Origin of the sequence: Flagellimonas pelagia, from assembly GCF_003584135.1 — a bacterium.
Lineage (GTDB): Bacteria > Bacteroidota > Bacteroidia > Flavobacteriales > Flavobacteriaceae > Flagellimonas > Flagellimonas pelagia.
The window spans coordinates 29,001-54,242 of sequence record NZ_QXFI01000026.1 but is presented as its reverse complement, the minus strand read 5'-3'; the positions used below and the strand labels follow the sequence as shown (position 1 = coordinate 54,242).

General features: G+C 43.6%; 15 protein-coding genes. 12 read left to right on the top strand and 3 right to left on the bottom strand.

The window, feature by feature from the left end:
- The first annotated feature begins 133 nt into the window (after positions 1 to 133).
- Both D2V05_RS10265 and arfB read left to right on the top strand, forming a co-directional pair.
- Positions 134 to 1,129 carry a sulfate/molybdate ABC transporter ATP-binding protein gene (locus D2V05_RS10265; RefSeq protein ID WP_119647499.1) on the top strand — a complete coding sequence of 332 codons (996 nt, stop codon included), beginning with the start codon at positions 134 to 136 and terminating at the stop codon, positions 1,127 to 1,129.
- A complete protein-coding gene (gene arfB / locus D2V05_RS10260) occupies positions 1,107 to 1,511 on the top strand; it encodes an alternative ribosome rescue aminoacyl-tRNA hydrolase ArfB (RefSeq protein WP_119647498.1) in 405 nt (134 codons plus the stop codon). Before D2V05_RS10265 ends, arfB begins: the two co-directional genes overlap by 23 nt.
- 3 nt (positions 1,512 to 1,514) lie before the next feature.
- Here the strand turns inward: arfB and D2V05_RS10255 are convergent, their stop codons facing one another.
- Genes D2V05_RS10255 through D2V05_RS10245 form a run of 3 tightly spaced genes read right to left on the bottom strand, consistent with a single transcriptional unit; the run spans position 1,515 to position 4,686 of the window.
- Positions 1,515 to 1,958 (bottom strand): 3-oxoacyl-ACP synthase, encoded by a 444-nt coding sequence (locus D2V05_RS10255; protein ID WP_119647497.1) that lies wholly within the window; start codon positions 1,956 to 1,958, stop codon positions 1,515 to 1,517.
- Between the two features lie 11 nt (positions 1,959 to 1,969).
- A complete protein-coding gene (locus D2V05_RS10250) occupies positions 1,970 to 3,322 on the bottom strand; it encodes a sensor histidine kinase (RefSeq protein WP_119647496.1) in 1,353 nt (450 codons plus the stop codon).
- Complete coding sequence (locus D2V05_RS10245; protein ID WP_119647495.1) at positions 3,322 to 4,686, bottom strand: sigma-54-dependent transcriptional regulator; 1,365 nt, start codon at positions 4,684 to 4,686, stop codon at positions 3,322 to 3,324. The genes D2V05_RS10250 and D2V05_RS10245 overlap by 1 nt, the downstream gene beginning before the upstream one ends.
- Before the next feature lie 202 nt (positions 4,687 to 4,888).
- Between D2V05_RS10245 and D2V05_RS10240 the strand changes: the two genes are divergently transcribed.
- The 10 genes from D2V05_RS10240 (at position 4,889) to D2V05_RS10195 (ending at position 25,239) form a co-directional block, all read left to right on the top strand.
- Positions 4,889 to 6,232, top strand: a complete 1,344-nt coding sequence (locus tag D2V05_RS10240) for a TolC family protein (RefSeq protein WP_119647494.1) — start codon at positions 4,889 to 4,891, stop codon at positions 6,230 to 6,232.
- Positions 6,233 to 6,240: 8 nt separating this feature from the next.
- Entirely contained in the window at positions 6,241 to 7,491 is a 1,251-nt protein-coding gene (locus D2V05_RS10235) for an efflux RND transporter periplasmic adaptor subunit (RefSeq protein WP_119647493.1), read from the top strand.
- Positions 7,492 to 7,562: 71 nt separating this feature from the next.
- Complete coding sequence (locus tag D2V05_RS10230; protein WP_119640944.1) at positions 7,563 to 8,258, top strand: ABC transporter ATP-binding protein; 696 nt, start codon at positions 7,563 to 7,565, stop codon at positions 8,256 to 8,258.
- 33 nt (positions 8,259 to 8,291) lie between these two features.
- The gene (locus D2V05_RS10225; RefSeq protein ID WP_119647492.1) at positions 8,292 to 10,682 is read left to right on the top strand and encodes an ABC transporter permease; all 2,391 of its coding nucleotides are present in this window, start codon (positions 8,292 to 8,294) and stop codon (positions 10,680 to 10,682) included.
- A 22-nt stretch (positions 10,683 to 10,704) separates the two neighbouring features.
- Positions 10,705 to 13,086 (top strand): ABC transporter permease, encoded by a 2,382-nt coding sequence (locus D2V05_RS10220; RefSeq protein ID WP_119647491.1) that lies wholly within the window; start codon positions 10,705 to 10,707, stop codon positions 13,084 to 13,086.
- Positions 13,087 to 13,117: 31 nt separating this feature from the next.
- Positions 13,118 to 15,499 (top strand): ABC transporter permease, encoded by a 2,382-nt coding sequence (locus D2V05_RS10215; protein WP_147378267.1) that lies wholly within the window; start codon positions 13,118 to 13,120, stop codon positions 15,497 to 15,499.
- A gap of 28 nt (positions 15,500 to 15,527) precedes the next feature.
- Positions 15,528 to 17,942 carry an ABC transporter permease gene (locus D2V05_RS10210; RefSeq protein ID WP_119647489.1) on the top strand — a complete coding sequence of 805 codons (2,415 nt, stop codon included), beginning with the start codon at positions 15,528 to 15,530 and terminating at the stop codon, positions 17,940 to 17,942.
- 24 nt (positions 17,943 to 17,966) lie between these two features.
- Entirely contained in the window at positions 17,967 to 20,366 is a 2,400-nt protein-coding gene (locus D2V05_RS10205) for an ABC transporter permease (protein ID WP_119647488.1), read from the top strand.
- A gap of 22 nt (positions 20,367 to 20,388) precedes the next feature.
- Positions 20,389 to 22,776 carry an ABC transporter permease gene (locus D2V05_RS10200; RefSeq protein WP_119647487.1) on the top strand — a complete coding sequence of 796 codons (2,388 nt, stop codon included), beginning with the start codon at positions 20,389 to 20,391 and terminating at the stop codon, positions 22,774 to 22,776.
- Positions 22,777 to 22,806: 30 nt separating this feature from the next.
- Entirely contained in the window at positions 22,807 to 25,239 is a 2,433-nt protein-coding gene (locus D2V05_RS10195) for an ABC transporter permease (protein ID WP_119647486.1), read from the top strand.
- Positions 25,240 to 25,242 lie beyond the last annotated feature (3 nt).

Below are 25,242 nucleotides of genomic sequence, written 5' to 3'. Positions count from 1 at the left end.
TCCAAAATGCTACATTTGTCAACCTGAAACGATTTCAGGTTCTCATTCAAATTTGCTGAAGAAAATCTACGATTCTGAAATAAATTCAGAATAACGGTTTTCACTCCATTTTGGACAACTTTTATTCGATTATATGCTAAAAGTCCGTATCGATTCCTTTGGTTACAAGGACCAAAATATTCTGGAAGACATTTCATTTGAAGTTGCCAAAGGTGAGCATTTGGCCTTGATGGGCGAAAGTGGTTCTGGAAAAAGTACTTTGTTGAAGATTATTTACGGACTACTGCATGTGGAAAACGGCTCTATTTTTTGGGGCGAAACAGAAGCTTTGGGTCCCAATTTCAATTTAGTGCCCGGGGAACCGTACATGAAATACCTTGCTCAGGATTTTGACCTGATGCCTTACATCACAGTTGAGGAGAACATCGGTCAATTTCTTTCTGTTTTTGAACGCGAGACCCATCAACAACGCATTGATGAGCTTTTGAAATTAATCGAAATGGAGGACCATGCCAAGACCAAGGTACAGTTTCTCAGTGGGGGTCAACAGCAACGGGTGGCCTTGGCGAGGGTTTTGGCACAGGAACCTGAAGTGCTTTTGTTGGACGAACCTTTTGGACATATCGACAATTTTAAACGGAACTCCCTGCGCAGAAATCTGTTCCTATACCTCAAGGAAAAGAACATTACTGTGCTTACCGCCAGTCACGACCCCAACGATGTGCTGCCCTTTGCCAAGCGAACGTTGATCTTGGAAAAAGGACGCATCATTGCGGACCAGAAGACCAAAAAACTCTTCAATACCCCACCCAATTATTACACGGCCTCCTTATTTGGTGAGGTAAACCAAGTCCCCATCAAACTACTAAAGTCCTATGCTGAAATAGATCGGTCCGTCCTGGTCTATCCCCATGAATTCCAGGTTTCAAAATCATCGGGACTGAAGGTTGAGGTGCAACATTCCTTTTTTAAGGGGAGCCATTATTTGAACGAAGGAAAAACGGAAGATGGAACCACACTCTTCTTCAATTCGGATAAAAAGCAAATCCTTGGCAAGACCATTTTCCTTAATGTATCTTTGAAGACCATCAACAAACGTCTTCGCATTGGACAAACAGCAAATACATAGGGAACTTATCTTCAAGGCCGTACGAAGCAGCGGTGCCGGTGGCCAACATGTGAACAAGGTTTCGTCCAAAGTGGAACTTTCCTTCAACCTGCCTGTTTCCGAAGGGTTATCCGATATGGAAAAGGAGCGGCTTCAATCCAAATTATCATCAAGATTAACCAATGAGGGAGTATTAATTCTTCAATGTGATGAGGCCCGGAGCCAGCACAAAAACAAAGAATTGGTGGTAAAACGCTTTTTCGATATCCTGAAAAAAGGCTTGGAAGTCCCCAAAAAACGAAGGCCGACCAAACCGACCAAGTCAGCCGTGGAAAAAAGGCTCAAATTGAAAAAAATGTCCGCGGAACGAAAAGCTTCCCGAAGAAAACCCAATCTGGATTGACCATCATACCACTTCCAAAATGGTGTGGGTATTCCCATTGAAAACAAAACTGTCCCCTTTTTTCTTATCCACCAGTAATTGGGCAATGGGTGCATTGATGGAAATGCAGTAGACCATGCCCTCGTCATATTTATATGTCCCGGCAGAAATGGAGATAAAATAGTCTGCAAAACTTGTTTTCACCAAGCATCCTGCACCTACCGTTTCCGACTTTCTTTCAATATTTATTTTCTTTAGGATTTCCCGGGTCTTCTCCAGTTCCTGTACTTGTTGGGCCAATTTTTCCTGCTCCAACTGTACCATGGCCCTACCGGTTTCGTGCTTGTCGCCCGTGGAGTTTTTGGTTTCAGAATCCAGGGATTCCTGTAGGTCGTCGTTACTTTGTTTGAGACGGCGGGCACGCTCGTTCACGTAGTCCCAACAAAATTTCAAAAGCTCTCGCTTCATCAATACTATTTTTAGGCAAATGTAAGTCGAAAATGGGTTTCCTTGTACGGAACGGATCTTACTTGTATGCCCCCTCCGTGCAATTGCATTACGCGCTTGGAGAGGCTTAGCCCAATTCCTGTACCCTCACTCTTGGTGGTGAAAAAAGGCACAAAAATTTCGTCCATTACTTCGGGGGAGATTCCTGGACCATTGTCCAGTACATCGATATACTTTGTGCCGTTGTGATCGATTCCGGCAGCCATGATAACTCTTCCGTTGTCTATTTCCCCAACAGATTGTAGGGCATTCTTGGCCAGGTTGATGAGCACTTGGGCAATTTGTTTTTCATCAATAAAAAATTCAAGGTCTTCCGGATCACAAAACACTTTAAAGTCACTTCCTCCTTCCTGTAGTCTTGCCGACATCAGCACATCGATTTTTTCCAAGAGATCCTTCCCTTTCACAAGGGTCTTGTTTGGTTCGGGAACATGTAGCAGACTTCGGTACGATTGCACAAAATCCATCAAATCCCCACCTTGTTCCTTGATTACTTCGAGCCCTTTGAGCGTATTCTTGATCTGGCTTTCCTCCAGTTCCTCCAAGGGAGTGATCTTTCCGTTGTTCCGATAATATTTGATAATGGAATCCGATATGGAGGCAATCGGGGTTATCGTGTTCATGATTTCGTGGGTCAATACCCGGATAAGGCGCACCCATGATTCCGTTTCCTTTTCATCCAACTCTTTATGGATGTCCTGTACCACTACCAAAAGCAAGGATTGACCATCCAAAGTCAAGGGAGTAGACTTGAGTGCCAACTGGGTTTGTTCGCGTTCATTCGACAGTTGGAATAGTTTCCGCTCAAAAGGTTGAAACGATTTGAAGATATGGTACAGGTTCTCATCTACCTGCAACAATTGTTTGATGTGGTTCAAGGGGGTATAATCCAATAACTTTTCCAAGGTTGGATTGGCGAACATAATATGACCTTTCTCGTTATAGGTCATGATGCCGATGCTCGCCTGCTTTAAAATCTCTTGATAGTATTGTTCCCTGATCTGCAGTTGAAGGTGTACCTCTTGGATCAGACCATTGACCCGGTTCAGGCTTTGGTTGAGTTCCTTGAAGGATTTAATGGTCACCCTTTCCGGAAACCGCAATGTAAAATCCTCATTTCGGATGGCATCAAAAAAATAGGCTATTTTCCTGTTGGTACTATTGATGAAGGAAATCAGGGAAAAGACCTGTAATGTCAATAGGATTACACAAAAACCAAAAGTAAAATACCACTGTTCCACCAAGGAAAAGGCTACGAGTATCGCTGTTAAGGTCAACAGCAAAACCCTTATGATCAGTTGTATATAAAAGTTTCTACTGGCCATCAGTCACCCTTTTTCTTCAACTTGTTATAAAGTGTCTGCCTGGATATCCCCAATTGCTCCGCTGCCGCACTATAGTTCCCCTCATGTTGTTCCAAAGCTCGCGAAATCATCTGCTGCTCCATTTCATTCAATGTCAAGGGCTGATTGTCAAAAGACTGTGATGGCTTGGCATGCAACAAAAAATCGGAAGGTTTCAGCACATTTCCATCGGATAGGATAACCGCGCGCTCCATGGTATGCTGCAGCTCTCTAATGTTCCCCGGCCACGGGTATTCCATCAGTTTCTCTTGTGCCACATTGTTGATCCGCAGTCCCGGTTTATCATATTTGTGGGCAAATTTTTTCAGGAAAAAATCCGCCAAGACCAAAATATCATCATCACGGTCCCTCAAGGGTGGCACTTCAATATGAATGGTGTTGATTCGATATAAAAGATCTTCACGAAAAAGCCCGTCCGCAACCATTTGTTCCAAGTTGCAATTGGTAGCACATACCAAACGTATGTCCACTTTGATCGGTTTGTTGGAACCCACCCGTACCACTGATCTATTTTGAATGGACGACAACAGTTTGGCCTGCATTTGGAGGGAGAGGTTTCCTATCTCGTCCAAGAACAAGGTGCCTTGGTGGGCCGCTTCAAATTTTCCTGCGCGATCTTCCTTGGCATCGGTAAAGGAGCCTTTTGTATGTCCGAAGAGTTCGCTCTCAAAAAGATTTTCGGCAATGGACCCCATGTCCACATTGATAAAAACTTCGTCTTTTCGGGCAGACAATCGGTGCAGTTCACGGGCGATGAGTTCCTTGCCTGTTCCATTTTCTCCTGTGATCAGTACATTGACATCGGTCTTCGCCACCTTGGCCACAAGGTTCAATACTGAGGTAAGGGCCTTGGACTGCCCAATGATGAAATTCCTGCCTTCGTTAATGACCTGTTTTAGATTGTTCTCTTTTTTCTTTAGGTTATAGATTTCCTGTTTTGATTTCCGCAGTTCGTAGGCCGATTTTACCGTGGTCATGAGCCGTTCGTTGTTCCATGGCTTCAATACAAAATCGGATGCTCCCTGCTTCAGGGCTTTTACGGCCAGGTCCACTGCCCCATAAGCCGTCATCATGATCACGGAGGTATTGGGAGACTTCTTCTTTATTTCATTGAGCCAAAACAGCCCTTCGTTCCCAGTATTCACACCCGCGGAAAAATTCATGTCCAAGAGCACAATATCAATGTCCTCCATGTTGGGAAAGGAAGAAATCTGGTTCGGGTTAAAAAGCGTCTGTACATTTTTGTACTCGAACTGAAGTAAAATCTCCAGAGCACTCAACACGCTTTTATTGTCGTCTATGACTAAAATCTTGGCATCTATCATGATCCTTGGCTCAAAAAGGAAGTTAAATCTACAAATTGGACGTATACGGTCCGATAAAGTGTAAAATATTTGGACATTTTTTGTACAATATTTTTACACCCCCCTTTCTTTTCATATCATTAACACTATATATTTTATTGGTTATTAGATGTTTATGTTTTTGGCATAAGAATAGCAATCAACTTGGCACAGCAAATTGCATATGAACCTTAAAACATACATTTCAAGTATATTCTTTCTAACCTCATTGTTTGGGTTTTGCCAAGAAACCTGGACATTGGATGAGTGCGTGGCCTATGCCATTGAGCACAACCTTCAGGTAAAGAATACCAATTACAACAACGATTCCAGTAAAGAGACCTATCGGCAATCCATCCGAAATCTTTTGCCAACGGTGAATGGGTCCACAGGTTATACCATCAACATTGGTAGAACCGCCGACCCTAATACCAACGACTACGTGAATACCGAGTTCTTCAGCAACAATTATTCAGTTGGTGCCAGTCTGGATATCTTCAACGGATTTCAAAAACTGAACAACATAAGGGCCTCCAAATTTATCTTCAAAGCAACCCAAGAGGATGTGCTTCAGCAAAAATTCCTATTGGCCTTTAGGGTGATGAGCGCTTATTATGACATCAAGTTTTATGAAGGTTTGGTTGCCAATTCTTTGGAGCAACAGGAAATTTCGCAATCCAATTACGATTTGGTAAAAAAACAAGTAGAGCTCGGTATGATGGCTGGTGCCGACCTTTATGAAGCTGAATCCAACTTGTTGGGAGACAAACTTTTGGTGACCCAGAACAAAAATCTATTGGCCAATGCCAAGTTGATCCTATTACAGGAAATGAACCTCAACGAACAAACCGATATTGTTTTACAGGAAACCTTGGAAGAAACTTCTTCAGCAGCGGAAGAAAGCATTGCTTTAGATTCGCTCTACGAAACCGCAAGAGGATTTGTGCCATTGGTAAAATCTCAAGAATATAGGGTAAACGCCGCGAAGAAACAATTGCAGGCAACCCGAGGAAACCTGTTGCCTTCCTTATCCTTGACTGCTGGCTATTCCACCGGATATTTTGAGACCCAAACCGATAGTGATACCGGGAAAATTATCCCGTTCAAAACCCAGTTCAATGACAACGCCTCCAAGTACGTTGCCGCACAGTTGAGTATTCCCATCAGCAACGGGTGGTCAGCCCATTCTAGGGTTAAACAGCAAAAAATAGCCTATCTGCAAGCCAAGAACAATCTAGAGATCCAAGAACAGGAATTGTTCAAATTGTTGCAACAACTGGTGCAGGACAACCAATCTTTTATGGCAGAATATGAACAGAGCAACCAAAAGGTGAAGGCCCAGCAATTGGCTTTTGATATAGCACAGAAAAAATATGAAAAAGGGCTGATTAACTCCCTGGATCTTTTCCAGGCAAAAAATCTATATGGAGTGGCCCAAAATGAAAACCTACAGGTAGGACTTAAATTAAAGGTCAACCAAAGCACCATTGACTTTTATAGCGGCCTGCCCATATTTAACATCAACTAAGAACAACCATGGATATACAATTAGAAAAAAAGAAAGGACTTAAACCCAAACATTACGGCTACATCGCCCTTGGTGTATTGTTACTGTTCGTGGGCTGGAAATTGATTTTCGCCAGTTCCATGTCCACCTTTAGGACCGAAAAGGAGCGACTTTCCATAGCCTCTGTGACTGCGGGTAAGTTCGATGATTACATTACCATAAATGGTAACGTGGCTCCTATCGCCACCATTTATATGGATGCCTATGAGGGTGGAAGGGTATCCGAAAAACTTATCGAAGAAGGTTCCATGGTCAAACAGGGTGATATTATCCTGAAATTGGAGAACATGAACCTGTATGAGCAGATCTTGGCCAGCGAAAGTAACTTGGCCCTAAAGCAGAACGACCTTCGTTCCACCAAGCTTACCTTCGATTCCAGACAGGTGGAAGGCAAAAAATCCTTGGCCACGGCCCAGTACGATTTGCAACGGTTAAAGCGGAACTACGAACAAAACCAAGAACTATATGATGGAGAGTTGATTTCCAAAGAAGTCTATCTAAAAGCCAAGGAAGATTACGAATTGGCGCAAAAGCAGTACGAAATCGTAAAACTACAGACCGAACAGGACGACCAATTGAGGGAAACTTCCCTGAAAGGTTTGGACACCGATTTGGAGCGGATGCGCAAGACCCTATCCATGGTGTATGAGCGATTGGACCACCTGAACGTTCGCGCTCCAGCAGATGGTCAGTTGGGGTTTTTGGATGCCGAAATCGGGCAGAACATTGCCCAAGGTCAACGTATCGGACAGATCAACGTATTGACCGATTTCAAAATTGAAGCGGACATTGACGAGCACTATATCGATAGGGTAAAACGTGACCTTTCCGCAACCTTGGAGCGTAATGGAAATGAATACGGCCTACGTCTTCGTAAGGTATATCCTGAAGTGCGTAACGGAAGGTTTAGGGTAGACCTGGTGTTCACAGGGGAAAAACCAGAGACGATTCGTGCCGGACAAAGCTATAACATCAGACTGCAATTGGGCGAATCCAACGACGCCCTCTTATTGCCAAAAGGAGGCTTCTTCCAGAGTACAGGTGGGCAATGGGTGTTCGTAGTGGACCCCAATGGCAACGAGGCCATAAGGCGCAACGTACGATTAGGAAAACAAAATTCAAGATACTATGAGGTCCTTGAGGGGCTTCAACCAGGAGAACAGGTCATTACCAGTAACTACGACAGTTTTGGTGATGCGGAACGGATCGTATTAAAATAATCCGTGAAGTGTAACATCGATCAAATTAAAAGAGTCTTTAAGTAAACCACAGAAAAACAACCACTAAAGAAATGATACAAATCCAAAATCTCAAAAAAAGCTTCCGAACGGAAGAAGTCGAAACCTTGGCCCTGAACGGGGTAAACCTTAAAGTGGCCGAAGGGGAGTTTGTGGCCATCATGGGCCCATCAGGATGTGGAAAATCAACCTTGTTGAACATCATCGGCATGTTGGACAACCCTACTGACGGCAGCTACAAATTTGCAGGTCATGAAGTGGGTGGGCTAAAGGAAAGCCAGCGTACCCAATTAAGAAAGGGAAACCTTGGGTTCGTTTTCCAGAGCTTTAACCTTATTGATGAACTTACCGTTTTTGAAAACGTGGAACTTCCTTTGATCTACCTTAAAATGAGTAAGGCAGAAAGAAAGGAAAAAGTCCAAAAAGTGTTGGAGCGTATGAAGATTGCCCACAGGGAAAAACACTTTCCGCAACAGCTTTCCGGAGGACAGCAGCAAAGGGTGGCCATAGCCCGAGCCGTAGTAACCAACCCAAAACTGATCTTGGCGGATGAGCCTACAGGTAACCTGGATTCCAAGAACGGTATTGAGGTGATGAACCTGCTTACGGAACTTAATCAAGAAGGTACCACCATCGTCATGGTAACGCACTCCGATCGAGATTCGCACTATGCCCACAGGGTCATCAACTTGTTCGATGGTCAAATTGTGACCGAAAGCCAGAACAAACCCATGGGAGCCATGGTGTAATTGGAGTTTAATCATCAATCAAAAAATGCCAGTATGTTCAAAAACAATCTAAAAGTAGCTTGGCGAAACCTAGTCCGTGAACGCCGTTTCACATTGCTCAATTTACTTGGGCTATCCACTGGTCTTGCCTGTACTATTTTGATTTGTTTGTGGGTAATGGACGAAATCGGCAAAGATAAATTCCATATCAATGGGAACAGGATCTACCAGGTTATGCAAAATGCCGAGGAAGGAGATGGTGGCATATTTACAACGGAACACACTCCCGATTTGTTGGGAGCATCCCTATTAAATGAAGTTCCCGAAGTTGAGGATGCAGTGGTTGTCCGGTATTTGTATTGGGATGAAACTCCTGGCATATTATCGTACAACGAAAATGGCCTCAAAGCAAAAGAAATCTACGCCACCCAAAATTTCTTTAATGTTTTCTCATTTCCGCTTGTGCAAGGTGACATAAACACCGCTCTTGAGAACAAAACAAGTGTCCTATTGAGCGATGTCATGGCCATGAAACTGTTTCATACCACCGATATTGTCGGAAAAACAGTGGAATGGTCCAAAGGAACCAGTGCTCCCAATGGGATAAACGGCCCGTATAAAGTCATGGGGGTATTCAAAATTCCCGAAGCTTCCTCCATCACATTTGACGTGATATTTTCACACGAAATGTATTTTTCTACTGTCACACATGATATTTCTTGGTTTAGCAGTGACCCATCAACATACATTCTGTTAAAAGAGGGAGTAAATCCGGATAAACTGAATGAAAAGCTAAGGGGTTTTATCAAATCAAAATTCAAGGATAAGGAACAACAAAAATGGGCAGGAAGCCTGTTCATCCAAAAATTTGCAGATAAATATTTGCACAACACCTATGAAAATGGAAAGCCTTCCGGTGGCAGGATAAACTACGTTCGGCTTTTTTCAATAATTGCCCTTTTCATATTGCTGATCGCATGCATCAATTTCATGAATCTAAGTACTGCCAAGGCCTTTCAAAGATACAAGGAAGTCGGTATTAAAAAAGTGGTCGGGGCCTCACGAGCAATGCTTGCCTGGCAATATCTCGGCGAATCAATGATCATGTCTTTTTTATCACTTGGCGTTGCTTCGATACTGGTAGCACTGCTGCTACCTGCTTTTCGTCAAATAACAGGTAAGCCATTGAGTATACAAATGGATTTTACCATTGTACTAAGCATGATTGCGATTACGCTCATGACAGGTATTGTCGCCGGCAGTTATCCGGCACTGTACCTTTCCAAATTCAAGCCCGCCATGGTGCTTAAGGGCAAGCTGAATACTTCAGGAGGTGAAACATGGATGCGAAAGGGATTGATTGTTTTTCAATTTACCATTTCCGCAATACTCATCTTGGCCGTTTTGGTGGTATATCAACAAATGGATCTGGTACAAACCAAAGATTTGGGATACAATCGGGATAACATCATACACTTTACCAATGAAGGGAATATTGCCGAACATGAAGATACTTTTATTAAAGAGGCAAAAGCAATTCCAAATGTGATCAATGTTACCAATATGGAAGGTGACTTACTTGGAAACCTCAGTGGAGGCGGCCGCATTTCATGGCCCGGTAAAACAGAGCAAATCCAATTTAGTGGTTCCTATGCTGATTTTGATTTTGTTGAAACTATGGGATTACAAATGCAGCAGGGACGTTCATTTGACCTGGATTATCCTACTGATAGTTCAGGAGTAATATTCAATGAAACTGCTGTCAGGATGATGCATCTTGAAGAACCCCTAGGCACCCCTATTGAATTTTTTGGAAGGAAAAAGCATATTATCGGAGTAGTCAAGGATTTTAACTACGACAGTATGTACAATAAAGTAGGTCCGTATTTTATCAGCTACAGAAACAATACCGCAAATATTGTCATGCGGATAAAGGCAGGACATGAAAAACAGACCCTTGCTGATCTTTCCGATTTATTTAAAAAATATAATCCCAATCTGCCCTTTGAATATACTTTTTTGGCAGATGACCTCAATACCCTATATGCAAGCGAACAAAGAGTTACGGTTTTGTCAAAGTATTTTGCCGGTCTTGCCATCATAATTTCATGTCTGGGCTTGTTTGGACTTGCAGCATTTACCGCCCAAAAAAGGCAAAAAGAAATCGGGGTGCGGAAAGTAGTTGGAGCATCAATTACAGGCATTGCAACAATGCTGTCCTATGACTTCCTTAAACTTGTATGCCTTTCAGCAGTAATAGCATTCCCGGTTGCGCTATGGCTCTTGAATTCCTGGCTGCAAGGTTTTGCATACCATATTCAAATAAGTCCTTTGGTCTTTATAATTACCATAGTGCTCTTGATTTTTATGACACTGGTGACAATTAGTTTTCAATCCATTAAGGCCGCAATGGCCAATCCTGTAAAAAGTTTACGTATAGAATAATCATCAATCAAAAATCCCAAATATGTTTAAGAACAACCTAAAAGTCGCGTGGAGAAACTTGAAATCGAACAAACTGTTTTCAGGAATCAACATTATTGGACTTTCCATGGGGCTGACCATCGTCATGCTCCTTTTTCTGTTTATTTCCCATGAGAGGAGTTTCGACTCCATGTTTCCCAAAAAAGACCGGATCCAACGAGTTCTCTTGAAAACCGATGGTGATTTCGGTTTTGAGACCTGGGCCACGGTACCCCCGGCAACCGCATTGACCATGAAGGAGGAAGTGACCAATGTGGAAAGTGCGGCAAGGTTGTTAAAACATAATTTTGGTAGACCCGCGTCTTTGCGCATAAACAACCAAAACTTCACTGAGGACCTTTTTTATTGGGTGGACAAAGAGCTATTGACCATTTTCGATATTGAACTGGTAAAAGGGGATGCAGCCACAGCTTTGGACAGGCCAGGTACGGTCATTCTTTCCGAAACAGCTGCACAAACCTATTTCAACCAGGAAAATCCGATTGGCCAAACCATTCTGGTAGACAATAATCGTGAGCTTGAGGTGACCGGGGTATACAAGGATTTTCCAGAGAACAGCACGCTTGATGCCGATATTATGGCTTCCAGTAATGGATACTGGTTCTACGACCGAAAATCTTGGGGCAATGCCAGTTTTGAAACCTATTGTTTGTTGAAGGACAATGTTTCGGTGGATGCCACCCAAACACAGATAGACCAAATGTTGGAGGCAAATGTAACAAAAGAAGGTAGGTGGTATTCCTTCGGTTTACAGCCGTTAAGCAAAGTACACCTGTATTCCGCTTCTTACGGAAATTCATATTCGTCCCGCATTGGCGATATCAATGAAGTGCGCAACCTGACTTACTTGGCCATTTTAATCCTTTTAATTGCCTGCGTTAACTATATGAACCTCACCACGGCACGTTCCCAAAAGCGTTCCAAGGAAGTGGGCATCAGCAAAACCTTGGGGGCCTCTTCGGAGTCTTTAGTGGGTCGGTTTTATGTGGAAACTGGACTCATCACGGCCATTTCCATTGTTTTGGGAGTCGCATTGACGATGTTGTTGTTGCCCAGTTTTAATAGTTTAACCAATCAACACTTGACCATGGACCTGTTGCTCAACCCAACCTTCATATTGGCCGCATTGGGGGTTTGGCTTGTAACGACTTTGTTTTCTGGATTGTACCCTTCCATGTATCTGTCCAGATTTTTGCCCAAGGAAATCCTATCCCCATCGTTAAAGCGAGGAAAGGGAAATGTGGTCATTAGAAAAGGCCTTGTAGTGATGCAGTTTGCCGCCTCTACCGCATTGATCGTAGGGGTGATGGTCATCTACCAGCAAACCCAATACATCCAAAATAAAAATCTTGGTTTTGCTGCGGACAACGTCATGGCCATTTCCATAGGTGGATTGCGTGGCGACGAAAATCGTAACGCTTTGGAGCAAGAGTTTAAAAACCTCTCAGAAGTTACCGCAGTATCCATGGCCCAAGGATATCCCGGTATGGATGTAAGTGGACGAACCCTTCGAAAAAATGATACGGAAGAACATGGTCTGAACATTCAGACCAATGTGACCGATGCAGGTATTGTGGACGCCCTTAAGCTACATCTTTTGGCCGGCAGCAGCTTACCCAAGTTCAAAAGTGAAAAGGATACATTGGTGGAAGTTGTGTTGAACAAAAAGGCCATCGATTATTTAGGATTCTCCCCAGAAGAGGCCATTGGCAAGGAGGTATATATCGGAATTCCCAATACCATAGTAGGGGTGGTGGATGATTTCAACTACGAATCGTTGCACCAACCTATTGGTGCCTATGCATTCAATAACAGTACAAGTGAAGGCAAATCATTCATGCTGGTACGTTTCAAATCTGGGAATTTGGCCAATACGGTTGCCGACCTTAAAAGTACTTTCACCAGAATTGTTCCCAATCTGGATTTCAACTATTCTTTTTTAGATCAAAATATTGCAAGAATGTATGCTCGGGAAAAGCGGGCGGGGCAGATCAGTATCGTGTTCTGCATCCTGGCCATTTTTGTAGCGGCATTGGGGCTTTTTGGTTTGGCAGCCTATACGGCAGAGCAACGAAGAAAGGAAATCGGCATTCGAAAAGTATTGGGGGCCTCCGTGGGCAAGATCAGCCAAATGCTTTCCATGGATTTTGCCAAGTTGGTGGTTATTGCCTTGTTCATAGGATTCCCTATGGCGTACTTCTCCATGGAAAATTGGCTTGAAGGTTTTGCCTATAGAATCGATCTGCAATGGTGGGTGTTCGCCCTTGCAGGAACCATTGCACTGGGCATTGCCTTGTTGACCGTAAGTTTTCAATCCATCAGGGCCGCCCTGACCAACCCTACTAAAAGTTTACGTGCCGAATGACATAAAAAACATCATCATAAAACAAACCATCATGATCAAGACACATCTTAAAATAGCCTGGAGAAACCTTAGGAGAAATCCTTTGTTTTCATTGATAAATATTCTGGGGCTTTCCACAGGACTGGCCAGTGCTTTTTTGATCTTTTTCTGGGTCACTGATGAAATGACGGTCGATACGTTTCATGAAAATGACCAAAACCTTTATCAAATATTGATGAAGAGCGAGGAAAATGGAGTAATCAGAGTTCATGAAGGTACACAAGGGCCCCTTGCAGAAGCATTGGAAAAAGATCTGCCCGAGGTTGAAGATGCGGTGACCGTTATGAACCTTGAGAGGGAGGGAATGGCAATCACTTTCTCCGATGATGAGAATACTTTCAAAACGGAAGGGCTATTTGCCAGTAAAAACTTTTTCAATGTATTTTCCTTTCCCCTGATGCGAGGCTCCATTGATCAAGTGCTTCAAGATAAGGATGCCATTGTTGTCTCCGAAAACTTTGCCTTAAAACTGTTCGGTTCTGTTGACAAAGCCCTAAACCACCAAATAAAATATAGCTTCTTTGGCAAAGAACAGAGCGGAAAGATCACAGGTGTTTTTGAGGACGTTCCTTCCAATTCGACCATGAAATTTAGTTTCGTAGGGACCAAAAAGAAATTACTGGAAGACATTTGGACAAACGGAAAAGAATGGTACAATACCGGACCACAAACATACCTTGTCCTCAAACCCAACACGGACCAAGCTGCCTTTAATAAAAAAATAGACCGGTTCGTAGACAAGTATCTTGATGGCAACATGTTCAGCCTTTTCACGAGAAAATATTCAGATGCATACCTAAAGGGCAATTATGTGGATGGTATTCAAAGCGGTGGAAGAATTACCTATGTTAGGCTTTTTTCTTTCATTGCCATTTTGGTCCTACTCATTGCCTGTATCAATTTCATGAATCTTTCCACGGCCCGAGTTAGTAGGAGGTTTAAGGAAATCGGCATCAAGAAAACGGTAGGGAGTACCAAAAGAACACTGGTGGTTCAGTTTCTAACAGAATCGATTTTCCTAACATGCCTTTCCTTGATATTGGCCCTTTTATTGGTCTTTTTGTTGATTCCTGCGTTCAACTATGTTTCAGGCAAGGAACTGGATCTTCAACTTATTTTCCAAAATGCCCCTGTATTGATCTTGGCCACATTGCTTACCGGATTGATCTCCGGAAGTTATCCGGCATTTTATTTGTCCGGCTTTAGTCCATTGGCAACTCTTAAAGGCGCCTTTAAGACCCATGGCGGGGAACTTTTTACAAGAAAAGGCTTGGTGGTCTTTCAGTTTATGGCATCCCTGGTCCTGATCATATCGGTATTGATCATAAACAACCAACTCAACTTTGCGCTCACAAAACCCATTGGTTACCAAAAAGATAACATAGTCCAAATAGATCTTGAGGGCAAGGCCTATGACAACATCCCATTTTTCTTCGATGAGATTGAAAAAGTAGAGGGTGTGGAACGTGTTGGCGGACTTAACCAGAGTATTGTACGGGAAGATGGCGGATCTTCCACCTATGGTATTGACTGGGCCGGTAAGCCAGCGGATCTTGAGGTAGATTTTATTGTTCGCGATGTGGATGAAAACCTGACACAGACCCTTAACATAGAAATGGTAGAGGGGGAACCTTTTAACGAAAAACTTGGTTCTCCCGAATCTTACGTATTGTTTAATGAGGAGGCCATACGGATAATGGGGTTGAAGAATCCTGTTGGGCAAAAAATCAACCTTTGGGGAGAGGACAAGACCATTCTTGGGGTCATGAAGGATTTTCATACTGCCTCGGTCATGCAACCCATTTCACCTGTTGTTTTTAAGTATTCCCCTAACCATTTGGCCTTGGCAATGGTGCGGATCCATTCTGGATCGGAAATGAAGACCATTGAAAACCTAAAGCGATTGTATACAGATTACAATCCTGGTTACAATTTTAACTTCACCTTTCAGGATCAAATGTTCAATGCCCAGTATTCTTCAGAACAGCGAATCTTATCGCTTTCCAAGTATTTTGCCATTCTTGCCATTTTCATTTCCTGCCTTGGTTTGTTCGGATTGGCAGCTTTCAACAATGAAATGCGGGTGAAAGAAATTGGCGTGCGTAAGGTGTTGGGTTCCTCCACCTATGCAATACTGCACTTACTTTTCCTCGATTTTCTAAAACTTGTTTTAATTGCCATATTGATCGCCTCTCCCATTGCATGGTACCTTATGAGTGGCTGGCTCCAACAATTTGCCTATAGAACAAACATCGGATGGGCCGTATTTGTCATAGCAAGTATCTTGACCATTCTCATTGCCCTTTTAACGGTAAGTTTTCAAGCCATCAAAGCAGCAAGTGCCAATCCTGTAAAAAGTTTACGTACCGAATGAGATAACATCATCCATCAAAAAAAACATCATGTTTAAAAACTATTTACGGATCGCCTGGCGAAACATTAAAAAGGACAAGCTCTTTACCACCATTAAAATTGGTGGTTTTGCCGTTGGTATTGCCGCATGTCTTTTAATAGCCCTTTTTATCAAGAATGAATTGAGCTATGATGGTCATTACAAGAACAAAGACCGTATCTACCGTGTGGTCATGCAGGGTATGATGAACGGAGAGTTACTAAAAAGTGTTCATTTTCAACTTCCTTTTGCGGAAACCCTTCAATCCACCTTTCCTGAAATTTTGGAGGCTGGCAAGATAAACACGAGCGAACTATTCGGGGCCGGTAGGAGACCATTGCGCCCAGTAGGTACCATGCAGAACAACTTTGAGGACGGTTTCATCTTCGCCGACCAAGGGGTTTTTGATATTTTGGAGTTTGAATTGTTGGAGGGCAATCCCAAGCAAGTACTTACCAGTCCACAAAGTGTAGTGCTTACCGAGTCAAAGGCCTCCAAATATTTTCCAGAAGGCCACGCGGTGGGCAAGACCATATATCTTGACGACAATTCCAACAAACCTTATACTGTCACTGGGGTCATCAAAAAGAATCCTTCGGAAAAAACCCATCTCGACTTCAATTTTCTATTGGCCATAGAAGATACCAATATGAGTTGGTCCAATACCAACTACTTTACATATCTACTTGTTGATGACAACGCCGACATCCCTGCTTTGGAAAAGAAAATGGTCTCTATCCTAGAGGAATATGTTATCCCGACATACAAGGAAAGGATGAGGAGCGCGGAATTCATGGAGGTATTAAAAACCCTGGAGTACAAGCTACAACCTGTTACGGACATCCACCTTAAATCCGACATCAAAATGGGTGATGGACTACGGCACGGCGATATCCGTTTTGTTTGGCTCTTTGCGGCCATTGCCATTTTTGTGTTGTTGTTGGCGGTCATCAACTTCATTAACCTATCCACGGCTAAATCTGCCAACAGAGCCAAGGAAGTGGGACTCAAAAAAACCGTCGGGGCTTTCCGTGGCAATTTGGTAAGCCAATTTTTGACCGAATCGGTCATCTACAGTTTTCTATCCTTTGCCATTGGAGTGTTGTTGGCATGGGCCTTATTGCCAACCTTTAATTCCATCGCTGCGAAACACATTGTAATGCCATGGGCAGATTGGTGGTTTTTACCTGTGATCCTTGTGGCAGCATTGTTGGTCGGAATTTTGGCAGGCCTATATCCCGCCTTCTATCTCTCTGCATTCAAACCTGTGAACGTGCTAAAAGGCACCTTGAGTACTGGCAGTAAGAGCGGTAAGTTGAGAAGTGGTTTGGTGGTGTTTCAATTTACCACTTCGGTGGTATTGATCATCGGCACCTTGATCATCTATAAACAGATGAATTACATCATGGATAAAAAATTGGGCTTCAATAAAGATCAGGTACTGGTCATAAAAGGCACCAACTTGTTAAAAGACAATACGGAATCCTTTAAGGAAAGACTTCTTGGACTATCCGATGTAAAGTCGGTTACCATAAGTGATTATCTCCCGGTGGAAGGTTCTAAACGAAACGGAAATACGTTTGGCATGATCAATGAAGGCAGCCAAGAAATTTCAGTGCCCGCACAAATTTGGCGCGTAGATTATGATTACGTGAACACGCTTGGTCTTCATATCCAAAAAGGAAGAGCGTTTTCAAAAGATTTTGCCAGCGATTCCACTGCCATTGTGATCAATACTACCATGGCCAAGGAATTGGGGCTGCAAAACCCAATAGGGACACGTATCAACAACGGACAAGATTGGACCATAATCGGGGTGGTGGAAGATTTCCATTTTAAAAACCTGAAAGAAGACATTGCCTCTCTATCCCTTGTAATCGGCAATAGCCCAAGTATGATGTCCGTAAAATTGAACAAGGGGGAAACCGCACAGGCCATCAGGGATGTGGCATCCATTTGGCAAGAATATGTGCCACAGCAGGCTTTTGAGTACACCTTTCTGGACCAAGAATTTGCACACATGCACGACGATGTGCAGCGCATGGGAAAAATATTCAACAGCTTTGCGTTGTTTGCCATTCTCGTTGCCTGTTTGGGCCTGTTCGCACTATCGGCCTTTTTAGTGGAACAGCGAAAAAAGGAAATCAGTATTCGATTGGTTTTGGGAGCTCCGTTCAAAAGTATTTACCAATTGCTGACCATGGATTTCATGAAACTGATCTTGATCGCGATCGTTATAGCCACCCCCATTGGGTGGTACATGATGAGTCGCTGGTTGGAAGACTTTGCTTATAGAATAGACATTCAATGGTGGGTATTTGCTTTGGCAGGGGCCATTTCCCTGGGTATAGCGTTGCTCACGGTCAGTTATCAATCTATACGGGCGGGGTTGGTAAATCCAGCCAAAAGCTTAAGATCAGAATAAATCATCAATCAAAAACGAACCATCATGTTAAAGAATTATTTGAAAATTGCCTGGAGGAACCTTACCAAACATAAGGGCTATACCATCATCAATGTAGGTGGACTTGCATTGGGCATGGCCGTTACCTTGATCATCGGACTATGGGTGAAGGATGAGCTGAGCCATAACGACTATTTCACCAACAAAAACCAGATTGCCCAGATTTACCAATCGCAGACCTTCAATGGGCAGACGGGCACTGGTCCTGCCATTCCCCGACCCTTGGAAAAAGCCTTCAGGGATGGTTATATGGACAACTTCAAACATTTGGTGATGTCCTCTTGGAACAACTCCCAATATTTAAAATATGGGGAAACCAGCATCTCACGTGATGGTAATTTTATGCAGCGCGAGGCACCCGAAATGTTGGATCTTAAAATCCTGAAAGGGGAAAAAGATGGGGTTAGGGAAATCAATTCCATCATGTTGAACGAATCAACTGCCAAGGCCCTTTTTGGTGATGAGGACCCTATTGGAAAGACCATTGAGGTCAACAGCCAATACGACATGATGGTAACGGCCGTGTATGAGGACATTCCCTTCAATGCTTCCTTCAACGACACAGAGTTCATTATGCCATGGGACAAATATGTTTCCGTGAACGAATGGATAAAAAACGCAGAGGACCAATGGGGAAACAACTCCTTCCAAATGTTTGTGCAGATTGCGGACAATACCACTATGGAACGGGTGACCTCCACCATAAAGGATGTTAAGAAAACCCTCAACAAGAACACGGAGGAATTCAACCCTCAATTGTTTCTCTTCCCCATGAAGGATTGGCATCTACGTGGCAATTTTGAAAATGGAAAACAAGTTGGGGGGCGAATCAAATATGTTTGGCTGTTTGCCATTATCGGGGCTTTTGTGCTCCTTTTGGCATGTATCAACTTTATGAACCTGAGTACGGCCCGTTCCGAAAAAAGGGCCAAGGAAGTGGGTATCAGAAAATCCATAGGGTCACAGCGCAATCAATTGATCAACCAGTTTTTGGGTGAATCCTTTTTGGTGGTCCTTTTTGCTTTTGTGATTGCTATATTGATTGTGGTGATTTCCCTGAGCGGGTTCAATGAGCTTGCCAAGAAAGAAATGTCGTTCCCATGGGGTTCAGCAGGATTTTGGGGAGCCTCTTTGGCTTTCATTCTGTTCACGTCCCTCTTGGCCGGTAGCTACCCCGCTCTATATCTGTCCTCTTTCAGACCCGTTGATGTTTTGAAGGGAACCTTCAAGGCCGGCAAACACTCCGGATTGCCAAGAAAAATCTTGGTTGTGGTCCAGTTCACTGTGTCCGTAGCCTTTATCATTGGCACCGTAATCGTGATGCAACAGATCAACTATGCCAAGAACAGGCCCATTGGTTATGACAAGGAAGGGTTGGTCCAAATACCGACTATGAGCCAAGATTTCACAGGCAAATTCGAGTTGATGCGCGATGAGTTCATCAAGTCTGGCGCCGTCATGGAAATGTCCACCTCCAGCGCCCCTACCACCAATATTTGGTCCAACCGAAGTGGTTTTAACTGGGAAGGCAAGCCAGAAGGTTTCCAGGAAGATCTCGCCTGGACCGAAGTTTCCCCGGAATATGCCAAGAGCCTAAACCTAAAAATTGTGGAAGGAAGGGACTTTTCACGGGAATTCCCATCCGATTCCAATGCAGTACTCATCAATGAGACCGCTGTTAAATATATGGGGCTTAAAAACCCGATAGGCCAGTTCATCAAAGATGATGACGAGGAAGACCCCAATCCACCCCTGAAAATTATTGGCGTGGTACAGGATATGATTGCCCAATCACCCTATGAACCTGTAAAGCAAGGCATGTATGTGTTTGACAAATATGGCAATGGTTCCTATTATAATTTGAGGTTGAACCCCAAGCAAAGTGCCAGCCAAAACTTGGCCATTATTGAGCGGGTGTTCAAGGAACATTTCCCCAATATTCCATTCCAATATGATTTTGTTGACGAGGAATATGCCGAAAAATTTGCCTCCGAAGTACGTGTAGGTACACTATCTGGAATCTTTACGGCCTTGGCCATTTTGATAAGCTGTTTGGGGCTCTTTGGCCTTACCTCGTTTGTGGCCGAGCAACGCACCAAAGAAATTGGGGTGAGAAAAGTTTTGGGAGCCTCCGTGTTCAATGTTTGGAACATGCTCTCCAAAGATTTCTTGAAATTGGTGATAATCTCCTGTTTCATTGCGGTACCCATCGCTTATTATGTGATGAACGGTTGGCTGCAGGAATATCCTTATCGGGTGATCCTTAAGTGGTGGATCTTTGGCCTTGCCATGCTCGGGGCCATGTTGGTCACGGTTATCACGGTAAGCTTCCAGGCCATCAAGGCAGCGCGTTCCAATCCAACAAAGAGCCTGCGAACCGAATAATAAACTAAAAAAACGAACCATCATGTTTAAGAACAACCTAAAAATAGCTTGGAGAAACCTTGTAAAAAGAAAGGGGTTCTCATTTATCAACATTCTAGGACTTACCATGGGCTTTGGTTGCAGTATTTTGATATTCCTTTTTGTTCAATTTCACTTGCAGTTTGACAATTTCCATCAAAATGCCGACCGAATTTACCGGGTGAATACCGAGGAACACCGGGATCTTATCGATTATGAGGCCGCAGTACCTCCAGGTTTTGCCAATGCCTTCAAACAGGATTATGACTATGCCGAAATCGTGGCAAAAAGCGCAGATAGGAACAATTGGCTCATTACCTTGGATGAAAATGGCGTAAAAAAACAGTTAAAGGCGGACATTGCCTTCACCGAAACTGGATTTTTCAAAATCTTCAATTACCCTTTGATGGACGGTTCCAATGCTGCTCCCATATCAGAACCCAATACGGCGTTGGTAACAGAACAAATGGCCAAAAAAATGTTCGGGGAGGCAAACCCCATCAATAAAACCTTTGTGCTGGAGAACAACCAAACCATTAAGGTGACCGGGGTGCTCAAAGATCTCCCTAAAACAACACTGACGAAGGCACAGGTTTTCCTCTCTTTCGATACCTTAAAAAGCTATGATGAGTTTATGTCTTCCGAAAGCTGGGGAGGTATCAATTCTTCACTGCACTGTTATGCGCTCATGCGGCCAAACCAGAATATTGCCCAAATCGAGCAGCAGTTACAAGGGTACGTGAAAAAGTTTAGGCCTAATTCCAAAAACGTACACCACTATAAACTTCAGGCCCTAAAAGACATTCATTTTGACGACCGATACAGTGGTGGCATCGATGCGAAATCGCTTTGGATATTTTCATTCATCGGGCTTTTCATTTTGGTCGTGGCCAGCATCAACTTCATCAACATCTCCACGGCACAGTCTGTTAACCGATCAAAGGAAGTTGGGGTACGCAAGGTTCTTGGTAGCTATAAACGTGAATTGTTCTGGCAATTTATGGCAGAAACGTTCATCGTCAGTGTTCTTGCCTTGGTTTTGGGTATTGCCCTGTGTTTGTTGGTACTGCCCTCATTCAACACCGTATTTGATCTAGAGCTTTCCTTCAAGGAGTTATTGAATGTTAAGTTTTTAGGTTTTGTGGTGCTTTTATTGGCACTGGTCACTTTATTGGCCGGCAGCTACCCTGGTGTGCTTTTGGCAAGGATCGCGCCGGTTCTGGCCCTCAAAAGAAAACTGTCCCACAATGATACCGGGGGCTATCTGACCCGTAAGACACTCGTGGTCACCCAATTTGTAATTTCCATCGTGCTCATTATCGGTTCCATAGTGGTAGGCAAACAACTTAAATATGCCATAAAATCAGACCTCGGTTTTGCAAAGGATGGTATTGTGATGGTTGAAATTCCTGATCAAATCGAGGCCCCCCAACTCCAAGGTCTGAAAGAAAGAATCATGCAAAATTCGGGCGTGGAAAACCTTACGGCCTGCTTTGCCTCTCCAGGAGCCGGCGACAACAATTGGGGTACAAGCGTCAAGTTCAACAACCGACCGGAACCTGAGGAGTTCAACATTCAGGTTAAAGGAGGTGATAAAAACTATTTGGATGCCTTTGACTTAAACCTAGTGGCCGGTCGCAATTTCTTCGAAAAGGATTCGGTGGACGAAATGATTGTCAACGAAGAATTCATGAGAAAAGTGGGGATTTCCAATCCCAATGATTTGCTTGGCAAACAAATTAACGTAAGCTCTGGCTTTGCCAAAGGGAAAATAGTTGGCGTAGTGGCCGATTTTCATGATGGTGATTTCCATGAAAAAATAAGCCCCATTTTCATTGCTCCAGAACCAAGACTTTACAATGAACTGGCCATAAAAATTAATATGGCTTCCGCCAAAAACACTTTGCAGCATATTGAAAATGAATGGTCCGCGGCGTTTCCCGATTATGTTTTTGAATATGATTTCTTGGATGACCGTGTTGCGGAACTCTATCAAACCGAGCAGCGCTTCCTATCCCTTATCGGAATTTTTTCGGGCCTCGCCATTTTTATTGGATGTCTCGGTATCTACGGGCTTATCCTCTTCTTTGTGGTGCAAAAGACCAAAGAAATCGGTATACGGAAAGTATTGGGGGCCGGGGTTACCAACCTCGTGGGGCTCGTCATGCAGGATTTCCTGAAACTGATCCTCATTGCCGGAATCATTGCCACACCCATTGCATGGTACTTTATGAACCAATGGCTCGAAAATTTCGAGTATCGAACCCCTTTAAACTGGTGGATATTCGTCCTGGCCGTGGCCATCATCATGGCCATTACCTTGTTGACCATCAGTTACCAGGCCATTAAGGCGGCCATCGCCAACCCCGTCAAAAGCCTGCGCATAGAATAACACATCAAAAAACGACAAACACAAAAAATCATGTTCAAGAACAACCTAAAAATCGCCTGGAGAAGCCTAAAAAAACAGCCGTTCTTCACCTTCCTAAATACATTTGGATTAGCTATAGGAATGGCTGGTGGGCTTTTGCTGGGGCTATACATTTATGACGAACTTACCCACGACACTATGTTTGCCGAAGCAGAACGTATCTATCGTGTTAATGCCGATATGAAGTTTGGTGGTAGGGAGAATCAAATGGCAGAAGTTTCTGCTCCCATGGCACAGGCCATTCTAAACGATATTCCCGAAGTTGAAGAAGCAACCCGCTTTCGGAGTATCGGTAGTGTGTTCATCAAACAACAAGGCGAACAAAATAATGTACGCGAACCTGGGGTAACCTATGCCGATCCCAATGTTTTTGACATGTTGGGCCTAAAACTTCTTTATGGTGACGTTAACTCTGCACTTGTGGAACCCTATACCTTGGTCATGTCCAAAACAGCTGCAGAAAAACACTTCCCCATTGATCAAGCCCTTGGAAAAACGGTTGTCTTGAACGATCATGAGGTATATACGGTTACCGGGGTCATTGACGATTTGCCAAAAAATTCATTTTTAAGGGATCGCGACCTTTTCTTGGCGATGTCCGGTTACGAAGACTCCAGATTGGCAGAATGGGGAAGTCACAATTATTATACGCTCATCAAATTATTACCCGGCACCAAGGCCGAGAAAGTAGAGGATGAATTACAAAGCATGGTTGGCAAATACCTCATTCCCTATGCACAAAAATTTTTCCCTGGCATTACCGAAGAACAGTTTATCGCCTCTGGGAATTATATGCACTATTCCACCATTCCCTTGACCGATATTTATCTGCATTCTGGTAGAGGTCCTGAATTCAGTCCTGTAAGTGACATCAAAAATGTTTATATCCTTGGAGCCATTGCCCTGATCCTGCTCATATTGGCCAGTGTCAACTTCATGAACCTGTCCACGGCCCATTCCTTGAAAAGAGCCAAGGAAGTGGGTATCCGAAAAACCTTGGGGTCGCAAAGAAAGAGTTTAATATGGCAATTTTTGACGGAATCCGGATTGATAGCCATAGGTTCCTTGATCTTTGCGGTCATCATTGCCGCAGTTGTTATGCCTTTTTATAATGATCTTAGCGGTAAGGACTTGTCCATACCCTTTGCCAGTCCGTTCTTTTGGTTGATTCTTCTTGTTGCAGCATTGGCTCTTGGGTTCCTATCTGGAAGTTATCCCGCACTTTTTATGTCCCGTTTTGTTGCCGCGAAAGTGCTCAAAGGACAGGGTGATAATTCCATTGGAGGGGGACGTGTCCGCAATGCGCTCGTAATCCTTCAATTTTCCATATCCGTATTCCTGATTATGGGGACTTTGACCGTTTTTCAACAACTACAGTACATACAGGGCAAAGACCTTGGGTATGCAAAAGATCAAGTACTCGTAATTCAAGGCGTTAATGCTCTCGAAGGGAATAGACAAGTGTTCAAAGATCGGGTGGAGCAGCTGAGTCAGGTGAGTACCGCTACATTGAGCAGTTACTTACCAACACCTTCTTCCCGTAGCGACAGTTCTTTTATGAGGGCTGAAGATCGAAGCCAGGAAAAGGCCATCAACATGCAACAATGGTATGTGGACCCAGATTATATTTCCACCATAGGACTTTCGCTGATTTCGGGAAGGAATTTTGACAATGCTCGTTTCCCTAGCGATTCTACGGGAATCATCATAAATGAAAAAGCGGTGTCCATTCTGGGAAAAACTCCCGAAAATGTTATTGGCACCCAATTTGTGAACGATTTTCAAGAAGGAAACTTGATTACAGTCATTGGGGTTGTCAAAAACTTTCATTTTGAATCATTACGTAACAATGTGGAGGCACTGGCGCTTTTCTTTGGAGGACAAAATGCCAGTAACCTGGCCATTAAATTGAATAACGGGGATATTTCCAGAACCATTGCGGAAATTGAAAACATTTGGAGGGACCTTGCCCCTTCACAGCCTTTTGAACATTATTTCATGGATGATTCCTTCAACACCAGTTATGAAGCCGAGCAACGATTGGGGCAAATTTTCATGATTTTTACAGTGCTATCCATCATCATTGCCTGTTTGGGGCTTCTTGGACTTGCCGCTTTCAATGCCCAAAAAAGGGTGAAGGAAATCGGTGTTCGTAAGGTTTTGGGTGCCAAGGTCGGGCAAATAGTGTTCCGCCTTTCCATGGATTTCCTAAAACTTGTTGGCCTCTCCGTGATCATCGCCCTTCCATTGGGATGGTATGCCATGGATCGCTGGTTACAGGATTTCTCGTACCACATCAATATCCCATGGTGGATTTTCGCCCTATCGGCACTCATGGCCGTTGGCGTTGCGCTCTTAACGGTAAGCTACCAAAGTATAAAGGCAGCTATCGTAAATCCCGTAAAAAGCTTGAGAACCGAATAACCG